Raw genomic sequence first — 19,717 nt, forward strand, 5'->3', positions numbered from 1 at the left:
ATTCTTTAGCCTACGCGAAGTAGGAAAAGCGCACATTCTCCCAAGCGCGCCGGTAGCATGACTCTTGATGAGCCCCACTGCCTTGCAAACCCCGGACACCGGTCACGTGCGATCAGCGCGCCAAGCCTTCACCTTGGAGAGCCTGAAACTGCGGTTGCTGACCGCGACGGCTCCCCGGGGGCCGCTGATGTGGATCATTCCGCTGGCGGTCACGCTCATCGCAGGGCTGCTGCGCTTCATCAACCTCTCGCACCCCCACATGCTCATCTTCGACGAGACCTACTACGTCAAGGACGCGTACTCGATGCTGCAAAGCGGCTACGAGCGCGAGTGGGAAGAAGACATCAACGAGCAGTTCATTGCCGGCGATCCGCGGCTGACCAACGAGCCCTCCTTCGTGGTGCACCCGCCGCTGGGCAAATGGCTGATCGGCCTGGGCATGCTGCTCTTCGGGGACTTCAACGGCATGGGCTGGCGTTTCTCCGCCGCGCTGTTCGGCACCCTGGCGGTCCTGCTGGTCACGCTCAGCGCCCGGCAGCTGTTCGGCTCGCACTACCTGGCAGGCATCGCCGGGCTGCTCATGGCAGTCGACGGGCACTCGATTGTCATGTCGCGCACCGCGCTGTTGGACATCTTCCTGATGTTCTTCATCAGCGCCGCGTTCTACGCGCTGCTCAAGGACCGCGCCCACGGCAGGCTGTCGCTGGCGAAAAAACTCGCGGTGCCCGCCGGCAACCGGCCCGACGACTTCCTGCTGACCCACGGCCCCATGCTCTGGTGGCGGCCGTGGCGGCTGGCCGCCGCGGTGATGCTCGGCTGCGCGGTCGGCGTGAAATGGTCGGCGCTCTCCTTCGTCGCGGTGTTCTGCGTGATGGCCGTGCTGTGGGACTTCTCCGCACGGCGCACCGCCGGCATCCACAAGTGGTTCAGCTCCGCGCTGGCGCGCGACGGCATCTACGCCTTCGCGACCATGATGCCGGTGGTCCTGCTGACCTACCTGTCCACCTGGGCCGGCTGGTTCGCCACCAACGGCGGGCGCTACCGGCACTGGGCCGAGGAGCATCCGGGCGAGGGAATCAGCTGGCTGCCGGCGCCGCTGCGCTCGCTGTGGGAATACCACCAGGCCGGCTACATCTTCCACACGGGCCTGGGATCCCCGCACGGCTGGCAGTCCTCCCCATGGACCTGGCCCTTCGCCGGACGTCCGGTGATGTTCTATTTCGAAGGCTACGACCAGGGTGTCAACGGGTGCGACGTCTCGCGCTGCACCGAAGTCATCACCGACCTGCCGAACCCGGTGATGTGGTGGGCCTGCTCGCTGAGCATGCTGCTGCTGATCCTGTGGTGGATCGGCGCCCGCGACTGGCGGGCCGGGGCCATCCTCTCGGCCGGCGCCGCCGGCTTCCTGCCCTGGCTGATGTACCCCGAGCGCACCATGTATTTCTTCTACACCCTGCCGATGGTTCCGGCCATGGTCCTCGCGCTGACGTATATGATAGGGAAGTTCATTTCCAGCGATCCTCGCCGGGGCGCGGCTACACGCCCCCGGGTTGCCGCGGTCTCCGTGTTCCTGGCAGTTCTGCTGCTGGTTTCCGCCCTGTTCTGGCCGATCTGGAGCGGCGAGCTGATCGATGATGAGTACTGGCGTGCGCTGCGCTGGATCCCCAACTGGGGATAGTCCCGCGCTGCCGCCGCGCCCCACGCACCACCTAATGGCGCGGTTTTCCTATGGAACGCGTCACCAACGATGTCAAAGGAATCATCTTCCATGCAAGAAGTGCACGTCGAGCAGCTGACGGACCTGGCGCCCGAAGTGAACGCCACCAACCTGCTCCTGGACCGCGTCGCGGCCTCCGGCGGGCAGGCCCTGTTCATGGTCCAGCGCTCGGGCACCTGGCATGAAGTGACCGCCGCCGGATTCCTGGCCGACGTCAAGCGCCTGGCCATGAAACTGGTCTCCGACGGCCTGCAGCCCGGCGGGAAGGTCGCCATCATCTCGCGCACCCGCTACGAGTGGGCGCTGGCAGAGGAAGCCATCTGGTTCGCCGGCGGCGTCTGCGTGCCGATCTACGAAACCTCCAGCCCCTTCCAGATTGAATGGATCCTGCGTGATTCCGGGGCGCGTGTGGTGTTCGCAGAGGACCACGAGCTGCGCTCGCATGTGCGCCAGGCCGCAGCCCAGCTGGGCGAACCGGTCATCACCCACATGTTCGAAGGCTCCGACGGGTCGAACAAGGAGCTGATCCCCTCGGTGGGGCTGCACAAGCTGCTGGTCGACCAGCACGAGGTCGATGAGCAGCTCATCGAGCAGCGCCGCGCGTCGATGAAGCTGTCAGATACCGCGACGATGGTCTATACCTCCGGCACCACCGGACGCCCCAAGGGCTGCAACATGACCCACGCGAACTTCGCGCTGGTGGCGCACAACCTGGCGGCGCACATGGAAGACATCCTGGGCGAGCGCCGCCGCACGCTGATGTTCCTGCCGCTGGCCCATGTGCTGGCCCGCGCCGTCCAGCAGACCTGCATCCACGGCGGGACCGTCATCGCGCATTCGAATTCCACCGCCACCCTGGCCCAGGACATGGCAGCGATCAAGCCGGGCTTCCTGCTGGCAGTCCCGCGCGTGTTCGAGAAGATCCGCACCACCGCGCTGTCCACGGCCGAGGCGAGCGGCAAGGGCGAGTTGTTCCTGAAGGCCGAGCAGACCGCCATCGAGGTCTCCCGGATCCGCGATGCCAAGGCCCGCGGGCAGAAGGCCCGCATGCCGCTGGGGCTGCGCGCCCGCTATGCGCTGTTCAGCAAGGTCCTCTACCCGAAGCTGCGCGCGGTCTTCGGGGGCGAGTGCGGCTACGCGATCTCCGGGGCCAGCGCGTTGAATGAGGAACTGGCGCACTTCTTCCGCGGGGCAGGCATCCAGCTGGTCGAAGGCTACGGCCTGACCGAGACCACCGCCCCGGCCACCGTCAACCAGGCCACCCGCACCCGGGTCGGCACCGTGGGCCGCCCGATCCCGGGCACCAGCGTCCGGATCGCCGAGGACGGGGAAATCCTGATCAAGGGCATCGGCGTCTTCGCCGGCTATCACCAGAACCCCGCAGCCACCGCCGAGGCCTTCGACGCCGACGGCTATTTCAAGACCGGCGACACCGGCGTGCTGGACGAGGCCGGCTACCTGAAGGTCACCGGCCGCAAGAAGGAACTGATCGTCACCGCGGGCGGCAAAAACGTCTCCCCCGGCCCGTTGGAGGAAATGGTCCGCGCCGGGCGCATCGTGGCGCAGTGCGTGCTGGTCGGCGAGAACCGCCCGTTCATCGCCGCCATGGTGTCCCTGGATCCGGAGGAGCTGGTGCTGTGGGCCAAGGCCAAGGGGCTCGGTTCCATGTCGCTGGCCGAGGCCGCGGCCAACCCGCAGGTGATCCAGGAAGTGCAAAGCTACCTCGACCTCGCGAACTCCACCGTGTCCAAGGCCGAGTCCATCCGCAAGTTCGTGGTGCTTCCGGTGGAGTTCACCGAGGAATCGGGGCACCTGACCAGCACGTTGAAGCTCAAGCGCCAGGACGTGCTGCGCGATTTCGCGCAGCGCGCCGATGAGCTCTACCAGCGCTAGGAATCGTTGTCCCGCAAAAGCAGTGAGGCTGGCCCACCACGATGCGTGGTGGGCCAGCCTCCGTGCTTTGCAGCCTGCGTGCGGCCTAGTTGCCCAGTCCGAAGGCGCGGGCTTCCTGGCGCAGGCGCGCCGCTTCGCGGCGGCGTCCGGTGGGCCAGCAGGAGATCAGCACAATGACCACCGTCAGCAGGATCAGTCCGGCGACGGCCGCGGCCGAATCGATCCAGAACTGCTCCGGGTACAGGCGGATCAGGGTGTCGCTGAGCTTGAAGGTCCAGGTTCCCTCGGAGAAGAACAGCGCGTGGAAGTCGCTGAAGAATGACTGCCATCCCATGAACGCCATGGCGACCAGCGCAGCGATCAGCACCAGGGTGGCGATGGCTCCGGAGAACAGCGCGCGGCGCACGCCGCCGGCGTAGCGCTTGGCCAGGTACCAGATGCCGATGACCATAAGCACGGCCAGGCAGGCGCCCAGCACGTAGGCGAATCCGATCAGGTTCTTCACGTCCACCATGTGCTGGACTTCCCCGGCGGTGAACATGGCCGAGCCGGTGGGCAGCACCAGCCCCGAGAGGAACTCCGGGCCGGCGAAGTTGTTCAGGTAGTCGACCCCGTAGCTGCCGTAGGTCAGCCGTTCGGCGGCGCTGAACCCGTAGATGTCGTCGGGGAATCCAGGGCGCCCGTAGGACAAGGCCAGGAATCCGGGGGTCGCCACCAAGCGGATGGCGGCGATCAAGGTCAGGATCGGGAAGATCACCGCAACCAGGATCTGCGCCGGGCGGGCCATCGCGGGCTTGGAGTTCAAGGCGCGCTCACGGGCCACGCGACGCTTCATGGCGGCTTCCGAGGGCTCCTCTTCGGGGCCCGAGCTGCCGAAAACCCGGGAGCGGGCCTGGGCCACGGCAGCAGCGGTGGAGGCGTTGGATTCGTTCTGGGGTGCCACGGACACCGGCGGGACCACGGCGTCCGCCGCCGTGGCGGGGGCTGGGGCGGCCTGCGCTTTCGCAGCCTTTTCCGCCGCGATTTCGTGGGGCAGCTTGATCGCCCGGATGACGTCCTCCACCGGGGTTTCCGCCTTCGCGGAGGCCGCCGGAGCAGCGGCGGCGGCCGGCGCGGCCTTCACCGCTGGCTGCACGGTGGTCTTGGCCGCGGTCTTTGCTGGCGCCGCCGCTGCGGCCGGCTTGGCGGCAGCGGTTTTGGCGGCAGCGGGTTTGGATTCCGCTGGCTTGGCCGCAGCTGCAGGTTTCGCCGGAGCAGGCTTCTGCGCCGGCTGCTCGGCCGGCTTGGCCGGTTCAGGCTTGGCGGCTTCCGGCTTGGCAGCGGGAGCGTCGCCCTTGATCACGGCCTTGGCAGCGGCCCGGCGTTCGGCCGCGGCCTTGGCCGCCGCGTCCGCCTGGGCCTTGTTCTTGTGCTCTTCCAGGCGAGCGGCCAGCTCTTCGGCCTTCTGGCTCAGCGAGGCCTTGGGCATCTGCGTGGTTCCGGGATCCGGGGCCCCTACGGGGTCCTTCGCAGCCTCAGCCATGAGGAGTCCTCCTGCAATTTGCGCGATCAAGTGATGTTTGGGGTGGCGTGCGGGCGTGGTGACAGGCCTCGCGCCTTTAGCATATCCAGCAGAAACTCGCATCCAGCGCATAGCCACACCTGATTTGGCCACCGGGTGCGCCACATGCGCAGTTCCGCGAGGACGCCTGTCGTGCCGTGGAAACGCGAAAGCCGCCGCCCGGTTCCCCGCACGGGGTCCGTTGGCAGCGGCGGGCGCCCGCTACGGGGCGGCGCGTGGCGTGGTGCGTGGTGCGGCGCTACTGGTTGTCCGGGGCATCCGGCAGCATGGCCAGCCGCACGCGGGCATCGAAGCGCGGGCCGCGCGATTCGGCGGCATCCGGCTCGGCGATGGCTGCATGGCGCGGGGCGCGATCCCTTGGCCGGGGTTCACGGACGGCTTCGACCAGCGCGTTCAATTCGTCCTCGGGCTCGATGACATCCGGGATGGTGCCGCGGATCAGGCTCCACCCGCTGGGCACTGTCAACCGGTTGGCATGCCTCGCGCACAGGTCGTAGCAGTGGGGTTCCGGATAGGTCGCCAGCGGCCCCAACACCGCGGTCGAATCCGCATAAACGTAGGTGAGGGTTGCGCGGGCCGTTTCACGGCAGGCTGGGCGAGAGCAAATACGAAGACCATCCACGCCCTCCAGTCTACTCGCGTCCGCGACGGTTGACCGGCAATTAGGTTCCCGGGGGTAGTCTGGAGGCATGAACGCCAAACTGCCGGATGAACCCAGCGGGCCACGCCGCAACCGGCATGGCAGGGGCCGGCGCGGGCCGTTGGTTCCCATGCACCTGCCGGCGTACCGCAACCGTCCCGAGCGCTTCGACGACGCGGTCATGGCCAGCGCCCAGCGCCTGGCCGAACGCTGGGAATCGCGGATGCTGAAAATCGATTTCCTCATTGAGCCGGTGCCCTCCGATACGCTGCTCTCCCAAGCCGAAGGCGCCGGCGAACGGGTGCCGCTGTCCTGCTCTCGCACGGCGACCGCGCATGACCGCGCCCAGATTACGATTTTCCGGCTGCCGCTGGAGCAGCTGGCCGCAAGCCCGGTGGAATTGGTGGATCTGGTGCACCAGTGCGTGGTGCACGAGGTATCCGAGCTCTGGATGATCCCGGTGAGCGAAGTCGATCCCGACTACTTCCCCGAAGACCCGGATTTCTGACGCACCCAAGCCTTGGCGCGCGCCGGCGCGGAACCTACACTTGATGAACCGATGAAAGGTTCGTCATGGACAAGCTGGCTTTTTCGATTCCCGCTGATGACGGGTCGCAACCCGCCCAGGACGTGCAGCTGGTCCTCGAAGCATCACCGGGCGACAGGATGCCTAGGTGCGCGGACACCGGCCAGCCCGGAAGCCTGGCATTGCTTGAGCCCCCGCACTTCGAATGCCTGGTTGTGGCCGCGGCCGAATGCGACGGCGACGGCGATTAGCCCCGCTCCCCCGCCCTGCGGCGGGCGGCTTCCCGAGACAGCACAGGGCCTGGAACCGTTGCCGGTTCCAGGCCCTGTGCTGCAGGAGGGGAATCTCATCCCCCGACGTTGACCACGATGCCTTCGCGCCCGGCGTTCACCGCCGGCATGGAGGCCCAGCCGATGGACTGCTCGGATCCCAGGATCACCTGGCCGATATAGGCGTTGGCGTCCGAGGAGAAGATCACCGCTTGGGCGTCTTCGCTGGTTTCGCGCGGATCGAAGACCGTGCTCGTCCCGGCCTTGATGTTCAGCTTCTGCGTCTTCTGCAGCTTGCCGTCCTTGGCGACGACCACCGCGTCAATCGAGGAATCGGCATCAGTCGCGGCAATCACGAACTTCCCGGTGCCGTTGGCGGACAACGGCATGACCTGGTTGCCTGCCAGCGGGTTGGAGCTGACCGCCCATGCGGTGTCCGAGGCGTCCTTCGGGTCGGCGCCGCGCACCATCTTCACGGAGGCGGTGACCGGGGCGTCGGCCTCGACCACCAGGGTGTAGTAGCCGCCGGCTAGCTGGTCCAGGTTCTGGACCGAGGTCGCGTTGGAGGACGCGGCCAGGTTCTGCTCGAAGCTTGCCGCCACCTCGCCGCCGGCGCCCAGCACCTTCACCTTGTAGCCGGCGCCCTGCGCGCCTGCCGCGGCGACGTGCAGCTGCGGAACCAGGGACTTGTTGTCCTTGGACAGCTTGGCGGAGTTGTTCTTGTTGTCGATCCACACCCCCGGAATCACTTGGGTGTTGGAAGCCGAGGCGTTCCCGGCGACCAGGTCCACACCCGAAGGCGTGAGTCCGCGCAGCGCTGCCTGCTGGACATATCCGGTCACCTTGCCGCCGGTGCTGGTCACGGTGGCGGCCACCGCCGAAAGGTCCTGGGCGTAGCCGCCGAGCACGATGGCCCGCTGCTCGCCCGGGGCGATCACCACATTCTGCAGCGTCGAGGTGTCGATCGGCCCCTCGGGGCCGCGCAGGTCCACTGCCACCTGGGCCGAGGTGCTGGTCGGGTTGGCCAGGTGCAGCACCGAGGTGGACCCGGTGGTGGTCTGCAGCCCGGTGAAGCGCCAGGTCGACGCAGGCACCTGGCAGCTCGCCGCGGCCAGGCCGGCGAGGTCGCCGTCCTTGGCCTGGTAGCTGCGCAGGGTGCTGCCGATGGAGGGCAGCTGGCCCAGCGGCTGCACCTCGAAGAGCTGCTTGCCGTCGGCGTTGTTCACGGTGCTGACCTTGGCCGAGCGTCCGGTCAGGCCCTGATCGTCAGCGCTGCGCGACTCGGAAGCCTCTGCGTCGTCGATGCGTTCGGTCAGGGTCTGCCGGGAACTGCCGCCCAGAGCGGAGAAGGTGGAGCCCGGGATGCGCTTGGCCAGGTCGGAGACCACGACGCTGCGCAGGTTGCTGGAGATTTCCTTGGCGCCCGGCGCGAACTGCGGATCGGTCCCGTCCACGCCCTTGAGCAGCTGCGGGGTCGAGGCGCAGACGCTCAACGCGTCGCCGGCCGGCAGGCTGGTCACCGCGGCCGGAAGGGTGGTGGTGTCAGGGCTCGGGGCCAGCAGCGAGCCCGCCGCGACCAGTCCGCCCGAGGCGAGCACCGCGGCCAGGCTCAGCAGCACCGCGCCGGTCTTCCGGCGGGTCGGTGAATGCTCGGCATCCCGCGCGGCGGCCGCGCGGGCGCGTTCGAGCTTCTCGCGGCGGCGTGCGGCCTTGGGGCTTTCCTGCGGCTTCTGTGCCGCCTCAGGTGCTTCCGACGTGTCGGCCTGTTCTGCGGATGTTGTGGAGCCCTTGGTTTTCTTGGACGCCGTCGGCGCTGCCTCGGCGGCCTTGACCTCGGCCGCTTTCCCGGCCTCGGGTGCTGGCTTGTTCGGGGACGTCGGTTGTACCGCGGCAGAAGCAGCGGCGGCAGAAGCGGTCGAAGGCGCGGGCGAAGTGTCGTTCTTCTGCGGTGCGCTGGCTGCGGCATCGGCCGAAGGCTCCGGGAGCGAGCCGGCGTCGGCCTTGCCCTGTGCGGGGACCTCTGTTGCGGGCCTCTGGGCGGCGTCATCAACGGACGGCGCCGCAGAAGACTTCACTGCCGGGGCAGGGGCCGCAGGTTCTGCCGGTGCGTCGGGAATCTTGGCTTCGGCAGGTCCTGGATCGGCGGCCGGAACAGCCGGTTCGGGCTTGGCCGGTTCCGTTGGCGCGGGTTCGATCTTCTTCGATTTCGCGGCCTTGGCCTGTGCCTTGGCATCAGCCTTGGCTTGGATCTGCGCTTCTTTCTCGCGCACCTTGGCCAGCTTGGCATCGACCTTAGCCTTGGCCTTGGCGGCCTTCAGCTCGGCCTTGGTGACGGCTGCCGATACCGGGGCCGCGGCAGGCACCGCGGAGGGAACCGCCTGGGGCTGCGCCGGTTGCGGCTGCGCGGATTGCGTGGACGCGGATCCAGTCTGAGTTTCGGGCTGGCCCGCAGGCACCTGGGGTTCGGCGGAGGAACCCTGGGTGTTCTCGTTGTTCTGCTCGCTCACTGGTTCTTCTCCTGCTCCGGCTCATCGTCCGAAATGCGGTCGCTGAGCTTCGGGGTCAAGTTTTCACGAATCTGGCTGGCCTGGGCGCGTGCCTCGCGGCGGCTGCGCGGACGGCCGGCCTCTTGAACCTGGCTGGCTCCGGGCTGCGCGGCGGCGAGCACCTGCTCGCCGTCGGCGACTTCCTGGGGATCGCGTTGGGTTTCGCGGATCCGGTAGGAGTCGTTTCGGTAGTTCGCCAGGCGGCGGGTGCTCGGCACCGGGATCGCCAGCAGGACGGTGATCAGCAGGACCAGGCCGCTGAGGACCAGCATCGGCACGGCCAGCGGTTCGCGGTGGCTGAGCGCCAGGGTTCCGCCGGAGGCCGGGACCTCGTAGGCCTGGGCCCAGCGGGTCTGCGAATCCTCCGGGTAGGACACCATGCGCAGCGCCTGCCCGTCGATCGAAGCGCGCAGCTTCGGGTCGGCGGCGGTGGCCAGCACCAGGGTCCGGCCGGAATCGGAGGCGGGAATCTGGACGTTCTGGATCTTGGCCCGGTTGCTCGGCAGCACCGTGACGGTGCCGTCTTCCGCGACCAGCCGTGCGAAGCCCGCGCCCCGGGCGGCCTCGGTGGTGGAATAGTCCACCCGCCACAGCCAACCGCTGTCGGTCTGGCCCACGGAGGCAAGGCCCGTGGCGGAGTCCAGCAGGCGGACGGTCGAGGAGACCGCTTCGCCGGTTTCGTTCAGCACCACGTAGCCGACACCCAAATCGCGCAGCTGCTCGCGGGCGTCCAGCCCGGATTCGGACAGCAGCATGGCCACCGCTTCACGCTGCACGGCATCCACGGCGGGCTTTTCGTTGCGTTCAGGGTCCAGCAGCGAACCGGTCAGCGTGGATACCTGCGAATAGCGGCTGAGCGTATCCAGGCTTTCGCCGTTGCCGGAGACCACGATGCTGTCGATTTCCCCGGACGACCGGGGCGTGAGCACCAGGGTGCGTTCGTGGAAATCGGAGCGGCCCGCGTCGGAGGCGGTGGCAGGGATGGTGCGTTCCTGCGAGGAGCCGACCTGCTGGGGCGCGTTCAGCGCGGTGAGCGTGCCATCCGGGTTGGCCGGATTCAGCTGGGCGCCGAGCAGCACCGCACCGCTGGCGAGGATCGCCACGGTGGACAGCGCCGCCATGAAGCCCAGCGCCGGGCGTCCGCCGGGCAGCCGCAGGGCGCGCGGAAGGTCTTCGCGGCGCAGCGCGGCGCTGGCATTGGCCGCGGCCGCCAGCAGCGCGAAGGACGCCATGGAGACGAACGGGCCGGTGTAGGCGCTGACGGTGGTGTGCGAATCCAGCCCCACGGGGATGAATCCGACGGCCCATCCGGCGGCCAGCGACAGGGCCGCGCCCCACAGCAGGCGGCGCGAATTGCGGCGCATGGTGGCGCTCGCGCTGGCGGAGCTGCTCAGCGTGCCGAAAACCGCCAGCAGCACCAGCGGGGCGCCGACCAGCAGCGCGGCGACCAGGGCCCACGGGCCCTCGGGCAGGAAACCCCAGCCCACCGGGGTGGCCGCGGCGTCGAAGGATTCGGGGAAGCCCAGCGCCATCTGCCACAGCGAGGCCGGGGAGAACGCGCTAAGCGCTCCCGGCTCGGTGAACAGCAGGCGCGGGGTGCCCAGCGCGGAGATCAATAGCGGCAGGTTCCAGATCAGTGCGGGAACCGGGATCCACCACAGGGTGCGCGAGCGGTGCGGGGAAACCAAGGCCAGCACGTAGACCAGCACCGTTGCGCTCAGGAAGAAGGCCATGGAGCCGGCGGAGATGACCCACAGGATCAGCGCGGCGCAGGCCGAAGCGGTCCACGCCGAGGTGGTGCGCTGCTTGGCATCGCGCACGCCCTGGCCTTCGGGGGCCACCTGGGAATCCATGGCGCGCAGCACCGCGAGGAAGAGCAGCGGCAGCATCAGGTGCACCAGCACCGAGCCGACCCGGCCCGAGGCCAGGGAGGAGACCAGCGACGGGGACAAGGCCCAGAGCAGCGCGGCGATGAAGCGCACGGCGCGCGAACGGCTCAGCGCTCCCACACCCCACCAGGCGGACAGCGCCGCCAGCGGCATGGCGGCGAAGTACAGGTAGACCGAGGCCTGGTTCGCGTGGTCCAGGGTCAGCAGGGAGAAGAACCAGAACAGCGAATCGCTGTTGTCCGGGGCGGCGCTCAGGCCGGTGGCGGTGTTCTGCCACCAAGAGGACGCGTTGGCGCCGATCTCGCCCAGGGTCTGGGAGAACGGCCGGGCCGCGCCCCCGGACAGCGCGCCCGCGCCAAAGAGCGTACGCCAGGCCACCAGCGAGGCGGCGGCGGCGAGCAGCAGCGCGAAGACCAGGGAGAGCACCGCGGTGGTGCGCGGCGGCCGGGCGATGGAGACGAAATCCGAGAAGTTGTCGCCGCTGGGTTCCAGCGTGCCCTCGGAGCCGCTGCCGTCGCCAAAGACCTGCGAGTCCTCGCGGCCGGTGTTCAGGTTGCGGCGGTATTCGCGCACTTCCGAACCCGACACCATCAGCTTGCGCACCTGGCGGCGCGGCACGGTGCGGATCTGCTTGATGTTGCGGCGCGAGGCGCCGAGCTTCACCGGGGAGAACAGCCCGCGCAGGGTCGAGCCCAGGTGGCTGAAGCCGTGGCCCGGGTCCTTGGCCAGCAGCGAGACCAGGAAATGGCCGATGCCGCCGAGCAGGATGCCGATCCAGACGAACGGCAGGCCGGGGCCGGAGGCGTACTTCAGCCGCTGGAAGACCTCGGCGCGCTTGGCTTCGCGCGGGCCAGCCAGGGTTTCGACGATCTCCACCTGGTGGTAGATCTTCGCTTCGGGCACCACGATCACGCGGTGGCCGGCCAGCCGGTTGCGCCAGCAGATGTCGACGTCGTCGCCGCGGCCCGGCAGCGCCAGGTCGAAGCCGCCAAGCTGCTCGAAGATGTCGCGCCGGATGAACATGCCGGCGGAGGACACGGCGAAGTAGTCGCTGCGTCCGTCGTACTGCCCCTGGTCGACTTCGTCGGTGTCGATCATGGTCAGCCGCTGGGCCTTGCGGTCGACGCTCAGGCCCACCTCCACCAGGTGGCGGGGGTTGTCGATGTCCAGCAGCTTGCAGCCGGCAATGGTGACCGACTCGGAGGCTTCAACCGTGCGGGTCAGAAATTCAAGCGCGTCGGGAGCCGGCATCGAGTCGTCGTGGATGATCCACAGCCATTCGTCGCGGTCCTCGCGCGCCTGCGGCAGCTCGGCGACCGCGGTGTCCAGGGACAGGCCGAGCGATCCTTCATCCGCGACGACCAAGGCCGCGTTCGACGGCAGGTTCGCCTTCAGGACTTCCAAGGAGCCGTCGGTGGACGATGCGTCAACACCGATGAAACGTTCAATGGGCCGGGACTGGTTTCGCAGCGCGGCTAAAGTGCGTGGTAAAAAGTCAGCGCCATCGTGCGTAGCAACGATGGCGGTGACATGAATTGGCGGGCGAATTAGATTGCTCGTTTCCGTAGACGGCGGCGTTCGCGCTCCGAGAGCCCTCCCCAAATGCCGAAGCGCTCATCATTGCTCAACGCGTATTCCAAACATTCCGAACGTACAACACATGCCCCGCAAACTCTTTTAGCATCGCGGGTCGAGCCGCCCTTTTCAGGGAAGAACGCCTCGGGATCGGTCTGCGCGCACAGGGCGCGGGCCTGCCAGCCAAGTTCGCCTTCATCCACTTCCCCGCCGACGCCCAGCCATACGGCCTTGATCGCTTCGCGGGTTTCGTCGTCTTCATCCAGTTCCGGGGCCCACGAACCTGCCGAGGGAATCTCCTCGACGGTTTCAGCGGTCTCGTGGTCCTTCAGGAAGTTGTCAGCGGCTGACTCCAGGTCCGCCGCGACAGCAAGGCGTGCGAACTCTCCGGCTTGCGGATCGACAAACCAATCCGACGGTGCGTCTTCGAGCCCGTATTGGGCGGACGCAACAGCCGAGGTCGAAAATTCGGAGTACCCCTGCTCCAGCTTCGCCATGGTGATGTTGACCTTTCACGTTGGTTTGAGAAGATCGGGGCATCCTAGCGCCCGATCCATTCGGCTTCATTTATTCCATCGAAATATCGAAAATGATGGTGCGAGCCGAACTCACCATCTAATTACATCTTTGTAACTAAGCCTGAGTCAAGCGGGGAAGGTATTCTAAGAACACTTCCCAGCAAACTCTCGGCACAACACGCCGTCTAAACGGGCAGATCAACCGGGCGAGTCGCAACTTGCCTGAATTCCCGGCGAATTCTCAGTTAAGAAGATTAAAGGTACAGGTGAGTTTCAACTTGATTTCCGGCACTTTCGTGGAAAACCTCCTGGCGCCCCACCGGGCTTCGGCTTCGCCGTGGCTCACCTGGTACGGAGCCAGCGGAGAACGTATTGAATTATCGGGACGGGTGTTCGACAACTGGGTGGCGAAAAGCGCGAACCTGCTGGCCGACTCCTTCGACCTCGAAGAAGACCAGGTGGTCGTGGTCGACCTGCCGACGCATTGGAAGTCGCTGGTGCTGGCCTTGGCCTCGCTGCACCACGGGGCGACCCTGGTAGCTCCCTCGCATGAGCGCGCTGCCGAAGCCGTCCTGTGGGTCACCGCCACCCCGACCGACCCAGGCATTCCCGCGTCCTGCGAAATCCTGGCCGTCGACCCCGCAGCGCTCGCACTATCCTTCGGCGGCGATTTGGGACCTGTGGCCGAGGACTTCAACGCTTCGGTCCGCTCCTTTGGAGACCAGTTCTTCCCGTCCTCCGTATCCGGCGCGGCGACCGCGATTGCCGGCGACGAACACCGCATCGACCTGGAGACCCTGTTCGCCACCTCGGCCGAAGCCAAGGGAACCATCCTGGTGCGGGCCGGCCTGCCGGTTCTGGAATTCCTTCCCTACGCCATTGCGCAGTGGGCCGCCGGGGACGCCCTGGTGTTGCTGGAGGACGGGGTGGAAGCGACCGAGCGGCTGCGCGAAGGCGAGCGCATCACCGCCGACTACTCTCCCGAGGCCTGATCCAGCCGGCTAGTTGACCACGGTGGGAACGCTCCCGGTGTCCGCGGGATCCGAATCCCCGGACCTCGCGGCGCCGGTTGCCGGCTTCGCGCCGCCCGGCGCCTGGTGCGTGGATGGTGCCAGCAGGTCGTGGTCGTGGGCGAACTGCTCTTCCTGGTCCATTTCGGCTCCGAAGACCCAGAAGCGGTATGCGAAGAAGCGGAAGATGGTGCCGAGCACCAAGCCCACCACCGAACCGGCGATGAACAGGCTCGTCGGGTCGGTCAGGCCGATCCAGTATTTGGTCACCCAGACGCAGGCGGCCGCGATGCCCAGGCCGATCGCGTTCATGATCAGGAACATCACCAGCTCGCGCACCACATTGGCCTGGCGGCGGTGGCGGAAGGTCCAGAAGCGGTTCGCCAGCCAGGAGAACAGCGTGGCCACCACGCCGGCAATGATCTTCGCCTTCACCTGGGAATCGCTCATGGGGCCGTGGAGCAGCCAGACGTAAATGCCGGAGTCGATGATGAACGCGACGCCGCCGACCACACCGAACTTGGCCACCTCGCGCCAGAGCAGCGAAATGAGTCCGGTGATTTTCAGTCTGATGCGCTCGAACATTTTCCTCCAGCCAGCCCTGCACCGCGTCGCAGCCAGCGTCCTCGCGGCACTGGCTGCTCGGTGTCCCGGGGGCGATCTGCCCCGCAGGTTATGTATTAACCGTCGCCCTCGGCGGCAAGCGCAGAGACGACATCCCGCCATTTTAGCGAGAATTCCTGATAGTTGGCCGGACAAAGCGAGTCATCCGGCTTCCCCCATTCAAGGCATCCACCGCTGGTTCGCTAATCTAGTAGGGTGAGCTTTCCAAAAATTGGTGTAATTGGTGGCGGGCAGCTAGCCCGAATGATGGCCCCTGAGGCCCTGAACCTTGGTTTTGAACTTCATGTCCTGGCCGAAGGCCCGGACGTCTCGGCCGCACGCAGCGTCCCGGATGCACCGGTGGGCGACTACAAGGACCTGCAGACCCTGCGCGAATTCGCCCAGGGCAAGGACGTGGTGACCTTCGACCACGAGCACGTTCCCAACGAGTTCCTCACCACCTTGATCAACGAGGGCGTCAACATCCAGCCGCGACCGGCGGCGCTGATCCATGCCCAGGACAAGCTGGTCATGCGCGAAGCCATTGAAAAGCTCGGACTGCCCAACCCGGCCTGGGCCAAGGTCGACTCGGTCGACGAGCTGGTCGCCTTCGGCGACAAGATCGGCTGGCCAATCGTGCTGAAGACCCCGCGCGGCGGCTACGACGGCAAGGGTTTGCGCATCCTGGATGACGCCGGCGAGGCCCGCGATTCGGCCGACTGGTTCGAGAACGGCCCGCTGCTGGCCGAGGACAAGGTCGATTTCTCCCGCGAGCTGTCCGCCATGGTGGCCCGCACCCCGTCGGGACAGGCCAAGGCCTGGCCCGTGGTCCACACCATCCAGGTCGACGGCGTCTGCGACGAAGTCATCGCCCCGGCCCAGGACATTTCCGAGCACACCGCCCGCACCGCGGCCAACGCAGCGCTGCGCATCGCCGAGGAATTCGGCGTCACCGGCGTGATGGCCGCCGAGTTGTTCGAGACCCCCGGCGTCGGCGCCGGCTTCGTGATCAACGAGCTGGCCATGCGGCCGCACAACACCGGCCACTGGACCATGAACGGTTCGGTCACCAGCCAGTTCGAGCAGCACCTGCGCGCGGTGCTCGACCTGCCGCTGGGCGAAACCCGTGAATTGGGTGTCACCGTCATGAAGAACTACCTGGGCGGCGCCAACCAGGACCTGTACTCGGCGTTCGCCGCGGCCCTGGCCGCCGCGCCCGAGGTCAAGGTGCATGCCTACGGCAAGTCGGTGCGCCCGGGCCGCAAGATCGGCCACGTGAACGTGGTGGCAAACGCCGGGCAAAGCGTAGATGAACTTCGCCAGCGCGCCGACCTCGTTGCCGCGTTGATCCGCGACGGCGTGCCCGCCACCGCCTAGCCTGTTACCTAGAGCGCTGCCGCTCCCCCTGCGGGGGCGGCAGCGTTTGACCACCTGACCCAAGGAAAATTTCGTTATGACTGAAGCACCTCTTGTCGGCCTCGTAATGGGCTCGGATTCGGACTGGCCGGTCATGCGCCTGGCCGCCCAGGCCCTGGCCGAATTCGGCATTCCCTTCGAAGCGGACGTCGTCTCGGCCCACCGCATGCCGACCGAAATGATCGATTACGGCAAGCAGGCCCACGAACGCGGCCTGCGCGTGATCATCGCCGGAGCCGGCGGCGCCGCCCACCTTCCGGGCATGCTTGCATCAGTTACACCGCTTCCTGTCATCGGAGTACCAGTTCCGCTGGCTAAGCTGGATGGAATGGACTCCCTGCTGTCCATCGTGCAGATGCCGGCGGGGGTCCCCGTGGCAACTGTTTCGATCGGCGGAGCCCGCAATGCCGGACTGCTCGCAGTGCGCATGCTTGCGTCGGGAACCGACAAGCTGGCCGAGTCGTTACAGGTAAAGTTGCTTCAGTTCGCTGAATCTCTGCGCGATTCCGCCCATGCCAAGGGCGCATCGCTGCGTGAAGAAGTCGCGAACGAGAATTTCGCCTCCTAGGGAAAGTCATATAAGTACATGGGTTCTGCCAGTCACCGCGCTCCAAATCCGTTGCGCAATCCGGAGAGCATCAGCTCGCCGCAGCGCAGCAAACGCGCCCTGATCCTGGTCATTCTGACCATTTTCTTCCCGGGCAGCGCCCAGCTGATTGCGGGCAACCGCAAGCTGGGACGCATTGCAGTGTCTGTCACCATGCTGTGCTGGCTGGCCGTCATCGGCCTGGCGGCCCTGTACTTCATCAACAGGTCGGTCATCCTCGGATGGGTGGCCCACCCGAACTTCCAGATGGTGCTGGTTATCGTGCTGGGCACCCTGGCGGTGCTCTGGTTGATCATGTTCATCAACACCCTGGTGATCATCAAGCCGAAGATCCTCGCCCCGGGCATGCGCGTGATCGTAACGGTCTTCACCCTGGCGGCAGTGGTCGCCACCAGCGGCCTGTTCATCTACGGCGCGTCGCTGGTCAACACCGGACGCCAGACCATTGAAAAGGTCTTCGAAGCTGGACCGGCCTTCGAGCCGGTGAACGGACGATACAACATCGCGGTGTTCGGCGCCGACTCCGGCGACAACCGCGAGGGCGTGCGCACCGACTCGGTCGCCCTGCTGTCCGTCGACGCGAAGACCGGCAAGACCCTGCTGATCTCCATGCCGCGCAACTTCCAGGGCGCCCGCTTCGCGGACGACTCGCCCATGAAGAAGGCCTGGCCCGACGGCTACAACTGCGGCAACGAATGCCTGTTCAACGCCATCTACCGCGACGCCGAGGACAACCACGCCGATTTGTTCCCCGATTCGGTGAAGAACGTCGGCGCCCAGGCGGCCATGGATGCCCTGGAGGGCACCACCGGCCTCGCGGTCCAGGGCTACGTCATGGTCGACATGGCCGGCTTCTCCCAGTTCGTCGACGCGCTAGGCGGGGTCACCATCGATTCGGGCGGCTGGGTGCCGTACAACGGCAAGAAGTGGGAAGGCACCAACCTGCGCACCCACTGGTTCGCCCCGGGAGTCCAGACGTTCAACGGCAAGCAGGCGCTCTGGTTCGCCCGCTCGCGCGACTTCACCGACGACTACCACCGCATCAAGCGCCAGCAGTGCCTGCAGCAGGCGATCATCAAGCAGTTCACCCCGCAGACCATCCTGACCAACTTCACCAGCATCATGTCCGCCGGCGAGCAGCTGGTGGAAACCAATATTCCCGCCAGCCAGCTGGGCTCCTTCGTATCGCTGGCCGAGAAGGTGTCCTCCACCCCGTTCGCCCGACTGACCCTGGGCGCCCCGGACTTCCCGCGCTCATTCTCCACCTACCCGAAGTTCGACCAAATCCAGGAGCGCATCCAGTCGATCATCGACAAGCAGAACGCCCCGAAGAAGGAAAAAAAGAAGACCGAGGAGTCCGCGAAGACCGAAGAGTCCAAGAAGACCACCGAGGCCTCGCAGGCTCCGGAGCAGTCCGAGGCTCCCGAGGATGCAACCGACGTGAACAACGCCCCGAAGCTCTCCAACGGAGAGCAGGAGGAGTTCACGCAGCCCGACGGCAGCCCGATCACCGAGGAATACCTGGTGCAGCTGGAGCTGATGGGGTACACGACCCGCATCGCCCAGATTGCCGCGAACAACGACGAATGCTCGGTGCCGTAAACGGTTAAGACCCCCCGACCGACTGGCAATCCACATCCGTTTGTGAAAGGCGAAGGCTACAAGACGTGTTCGAACTGAACAACACGATTAGGGACTACCACTGGGGATCTGACAGCCAGATCACCGACTTGTTGGGGCTGGAAAATACGACAAGCCCGCAGGCCGAGCTCTGGCTCGGCGCCCACCCGGGATGCCCGAGCCGGGTGGCCGGCACCGGGCAGGGGCTGGACGCGCTCATCGCACACGACCCCGCGGCCATGCTGGGCGCGGATGTCGCCGAGCGCTTCGGCCGGCTCCCGTTTTTGTTCAAGGTACTTTCGGCGGCCCAGCCGCTGTCCATCCAGGTGCATCCGACCCTGCAGCAGGCCAAGACCCGCTACGCCCTGGAAAACGCCGCAGGCAAGGCGCTGGATGCCGCCGACCGGAACTACCGGGACGACAACCACAAGCCGGAAATGCTCTACGCGCTGACCGATTTCACCGCGCTGTCCGGATTCCGCCGGCCCGAGGAAATCCTCGCTGATCTGGAGCTGCTGGGCCCGGCCCTGGCCGATGAGGCACGCACCGCCGTCGCCCAGCTGTCCGGCCTGCTGCGCGGCGAGGATCCGCTGGCCGCGGCGCTGGAGTTCGTGCTGGCCCGCCCGGGCGGGGTCGCCCCGGTGGTGCAGCAGATCTGCGCAGCCATCCAGGCCAGCCCGGAACTTCGCGAACGCGAGCATTTCGCGCAGCTGGTGGAGATCAACGAGATCTACCCGGGAGATGCCGGGGTGCTGGTGGCGCTGCTGCTGAACCTGGTTGTCCTCGAACCCGGCCAGGCCATCAGCCTGGCCGCCGGCAACGTGCACGCCTACCTGCGCGGGCTGGGCATCGAGGTCATGGCCAACTCGGACAACGTGCTGCGCGGCGGCCTGACCAGCAAGCACATCGACGTCCCGGAGCTGTTGGACGTGAGCATCGCCCAGCCTTCGGCTCCCCCGCTGCTCACCCCGCAGGCGCTGGGCGCCTCCAGCCGGCTGTACCAGCCGGAATTCGACGAGTTCCAGCTCCAGGTGATCAGCGGTGCCGGGGACCCGCTCCCGCAGCCGCTGGACCTGCACGGGGCCGGCATCCTGCTGTGCACCCAGGGCGAGTTCAGCGTGCGCGGAACGCAGGGCGAACAGCTGCTGCGCCGGGGCGACTCGGTCTTCCTGTCCGCCGCGGAGCTTCCCGCCACCGCCACCTGCCTGACTCCGGGCACCGGATGGCTGTTCGCGGCCAGCGCGCAGCGCTGCTAGGCAGGCACCCGCCGCCACGCCATTAAACGCATCGAGCCGCAGACTTCCACGGAAGTCTGCGGCTCGATGCG

General features: G+C 66.9%; 15 protein-coding genes. 9 read left to right on the forward strand and 6 right to left on the reverse strand.

Annotated elements, in window-relative coordinates; translation table 11 throughout:
• The first annotated feature begins 67 nt into the window (after positions 1 to 67).
• Both ATC04_RS14175 and ATC04_RS14180 read left to right on the forward strand, forming a co-directional pair.
• Positions 68 to 1,678: a phospholipid carrier-dependent glycosyltransferase gene (locus ATC04_RS14175; protein WP_047118461.1), complete on the forward strand. Its 1,611-nt coding sequence runs from the start codon at positions 68 to 70 to the stop codon at positions 1,676 to 1,678.
• A 90-nt stretch (positions 1,679 to 1,768) separates the two neighbouring features.
• On the forward strand, positions 1,769 to 3,610 hold the full coding sequence (locus ATC04_RS14180) for an AMP-dependent synthetase/ligase (RefSeq protein WP_047118460.1): 1,842 nt from the start codon (positions 1,769 to 1,771) through the stop codon (positions 3,608 to 3,610).
• 85 nt (positions 3,611 to 3,695) lie between these two features.
• Here the strand turns inward: ATC04_RS14180 and ATC04_RS14185 are convergent, their stop codons facing one another.
• The gene (locus ATC04_RS14185) at positions 3,696 to 5,132 is read right to left on the reverse strand and encodes a TIGR01906 family membrane protein (protein WP_052772272.1); all 1,437 of its coding nucleotides are present in this window, start codon (positions 5,130 to 5,132) and stop codon (positions 3,696 to 3,698) included.
• A 277-nt stretch (positions 5,133 to 5,409) separates the two neighbouring features.
• On the reverse strand, positions 5,410 to 5,793 hold the full coding sequence (locus ATC04_RS18930) for a DUF3499 domain-containing protein (RefSeq protein ID WP_053797515.1): 384 nt from the start codon (positions 5,791 to 5,793) through the stop codon (positions 5,410 to 5,412).
• 67 nt (positions 5,794 to 5,860) lie between these two features.
• Between ATC04_RS18930 and ATC04_RS14195 the strand changes: the two genes are divergently transcribed.
• Complete coding sequence (locus ATC04_RS14195; protein WP_047118458.1) at positions 5,861 to 6,319, forward strand: metallopeptidase family protein; 459 nt, start codon at positions 5,861 to 5,863, stop codon at positions 6,317 to 6,319.
• 65 nt (positions 6,320 to 6,384) lie between these two features.
• Entirely contained in the window at positions 6,385 to 6,588 is a 204-nt protein-coding gene (locus ATC04_RS14200; protein WP_047118457.1) for a hypothetical protein, read from the forward strand.
• A 95-nt stretch (positions 6,589 to 6,683) separates the two neighbouring features.
• Here the strand turns inward: ATC04_RS14200 and ATC04_RS14205 are convergent, their stop codons facing one another.
• From ATC04_RS14205 to ATC04_RS20045, 3 genes are read right to left on the reverse strand one after another with little or no spacing between them, the layout of a single operon-like run.
• Complete coding sequence (locus tag ATC04_RS14205) at positions 6,684 to 9,113, reverse strand: DUF5719 family protein (RefSeq protein WP_052772270.1); 2,430 nt, start codon at positions 9,111 to 9,113, stop codon at positions 6,684 to 6,686.
• The gene (locus ATC04_RS14210; RefSeq protein WP_082123813.1) at positions 9,110 to 12,643 is read right to left on the reverse strand and encodes a glycosyltransferase family 2 protein; all 3,534 of its coding nucleotides are present in this window, start codon (positions 12,641 to 12,643) and stop codon (positions 9,110 to 9,112) included. Before ATC04_RS14210 ends, ATC04_RS14205 begins: the two co-directional genes overlap by 4 nt.
• The gene (locus ATC04_RS20045) at positions 12,589 to 13,113 is read right to left on the reverse strand and encodes a WhiB family transcriptional regulator (protein ID WP_082123812.1); all 525 of its coding nucleotides are present in this window, start codon (positions 13,111 to 13,113) and stop codon (positions 12,589 to 12,591) included. Before ATC04_RS20045 ends, ATC04_RS14210 begins: the two co-directional genes overlap by 55 nt.
• A 287-nt stretch (positions 13,114 to 13,400) precedes the next feature.
• Here ATC04_RS20045 and ATC04_RS14220 point away from each other — a divergent pair, with 287 nt between their 5' ends.
• Positions 13,401 to 14,126, forward strand: a complete 726-nt coding sequence (locus ATC04_RS14220) for a TIGR03089 family protein (protein ID WP_146955898.1) — start codon at positions 13,401 to 13,403, stop codon at positions 14,124 to 14,126.
• A 9-nt stretch (positions 14,127 to 14,135) separates the two neighbouring features.
• On the opposite strand, the gene ATC04_RS14225 is transcribed toward ATC04_RS14220, so the two are convergent.
• Complete coding sequence (locus ATC04_RS14225) at positions 14,136 to 14,729, reverse strand: GtrA family protein (protein ID WP_047118455.1); 594 nt, start codon at positions 14,727 to 14,729, stop codon at positions 14,136 to 14,138.
• Between the two features lie 234 nt (positions 14,730 to 14,963).
• Here ATC04_RS14225 and ATC04_RS14230 point away from each other — a divergent pair, with 234 nt between their 5' ends.
• From ATC04_RS14230 to manA, 4 genes are all read left to right on the forward strand, one after another.
• Positions 14,964 to 16,124, forward strand: a complete 1,161-nt coding sequence (locus ATC04_RS14230; RefSeq protein WP_047118454.1) for a 5-(carboxyamino)imidazole ribonucleotide synthase — start codon at positions 14,964 to 14,966, stop codon at positions 16,122 to 16,124.
• Positions 16,125 to 16,200: 76 nt separating this feature from the next.
• Positions 16,201 to 16,731: a 5-(carboxyamino)imidazole ribonucleotide mutase gene (purE, locus tag ATC04_RS14235; protein WP_047118453.1), complete on the forward strand. Its 531-nt coding sequence runs from the start codon at positions 16,201 to 16,203 to the stop codon at positions 16,729 to 16,731.
• An 18-nt stretch (positions 16,732 to 16,749) separates the two neighbouring features.
• Positions 16,750 to 18,372, forward strand: a complete 1,623-nt coding sequence (locus ATC04_RS14240; RefSeq protein WP_047118452.1) for an LCP family protein — start codon at positions 16,750 to 16,752, stop codon at positions 18,370 to 18,372.
• 65 nt (positions 18,373 to 18,437) lie between these two features.
• Positions 18,438 to 19,646, forward strand: a complete 1,209-nt coding sequence (manA, locus tag ATC04_RS14245; RefSeq protein ID WP_047118451.1) for a mannose-6-phosphate isomerase, class I — start codon at positions 18,438 to 18,440, stop codon at positions 19,644 to 19,646.
• Positions 19,647 to 19,717: the final 71 nt, after the last annotated feature.

Source organism: Arthrobacter sp. YC-RL1, assembly GCF_001454985.1.
Taxonomy (GTDB): domain Bacteria; phylum Actinomycetota; class Actinomycetes; order Actinomycetales; family Micrococcaceae; genus Glutamicibacter; species Glutamicibacter soli.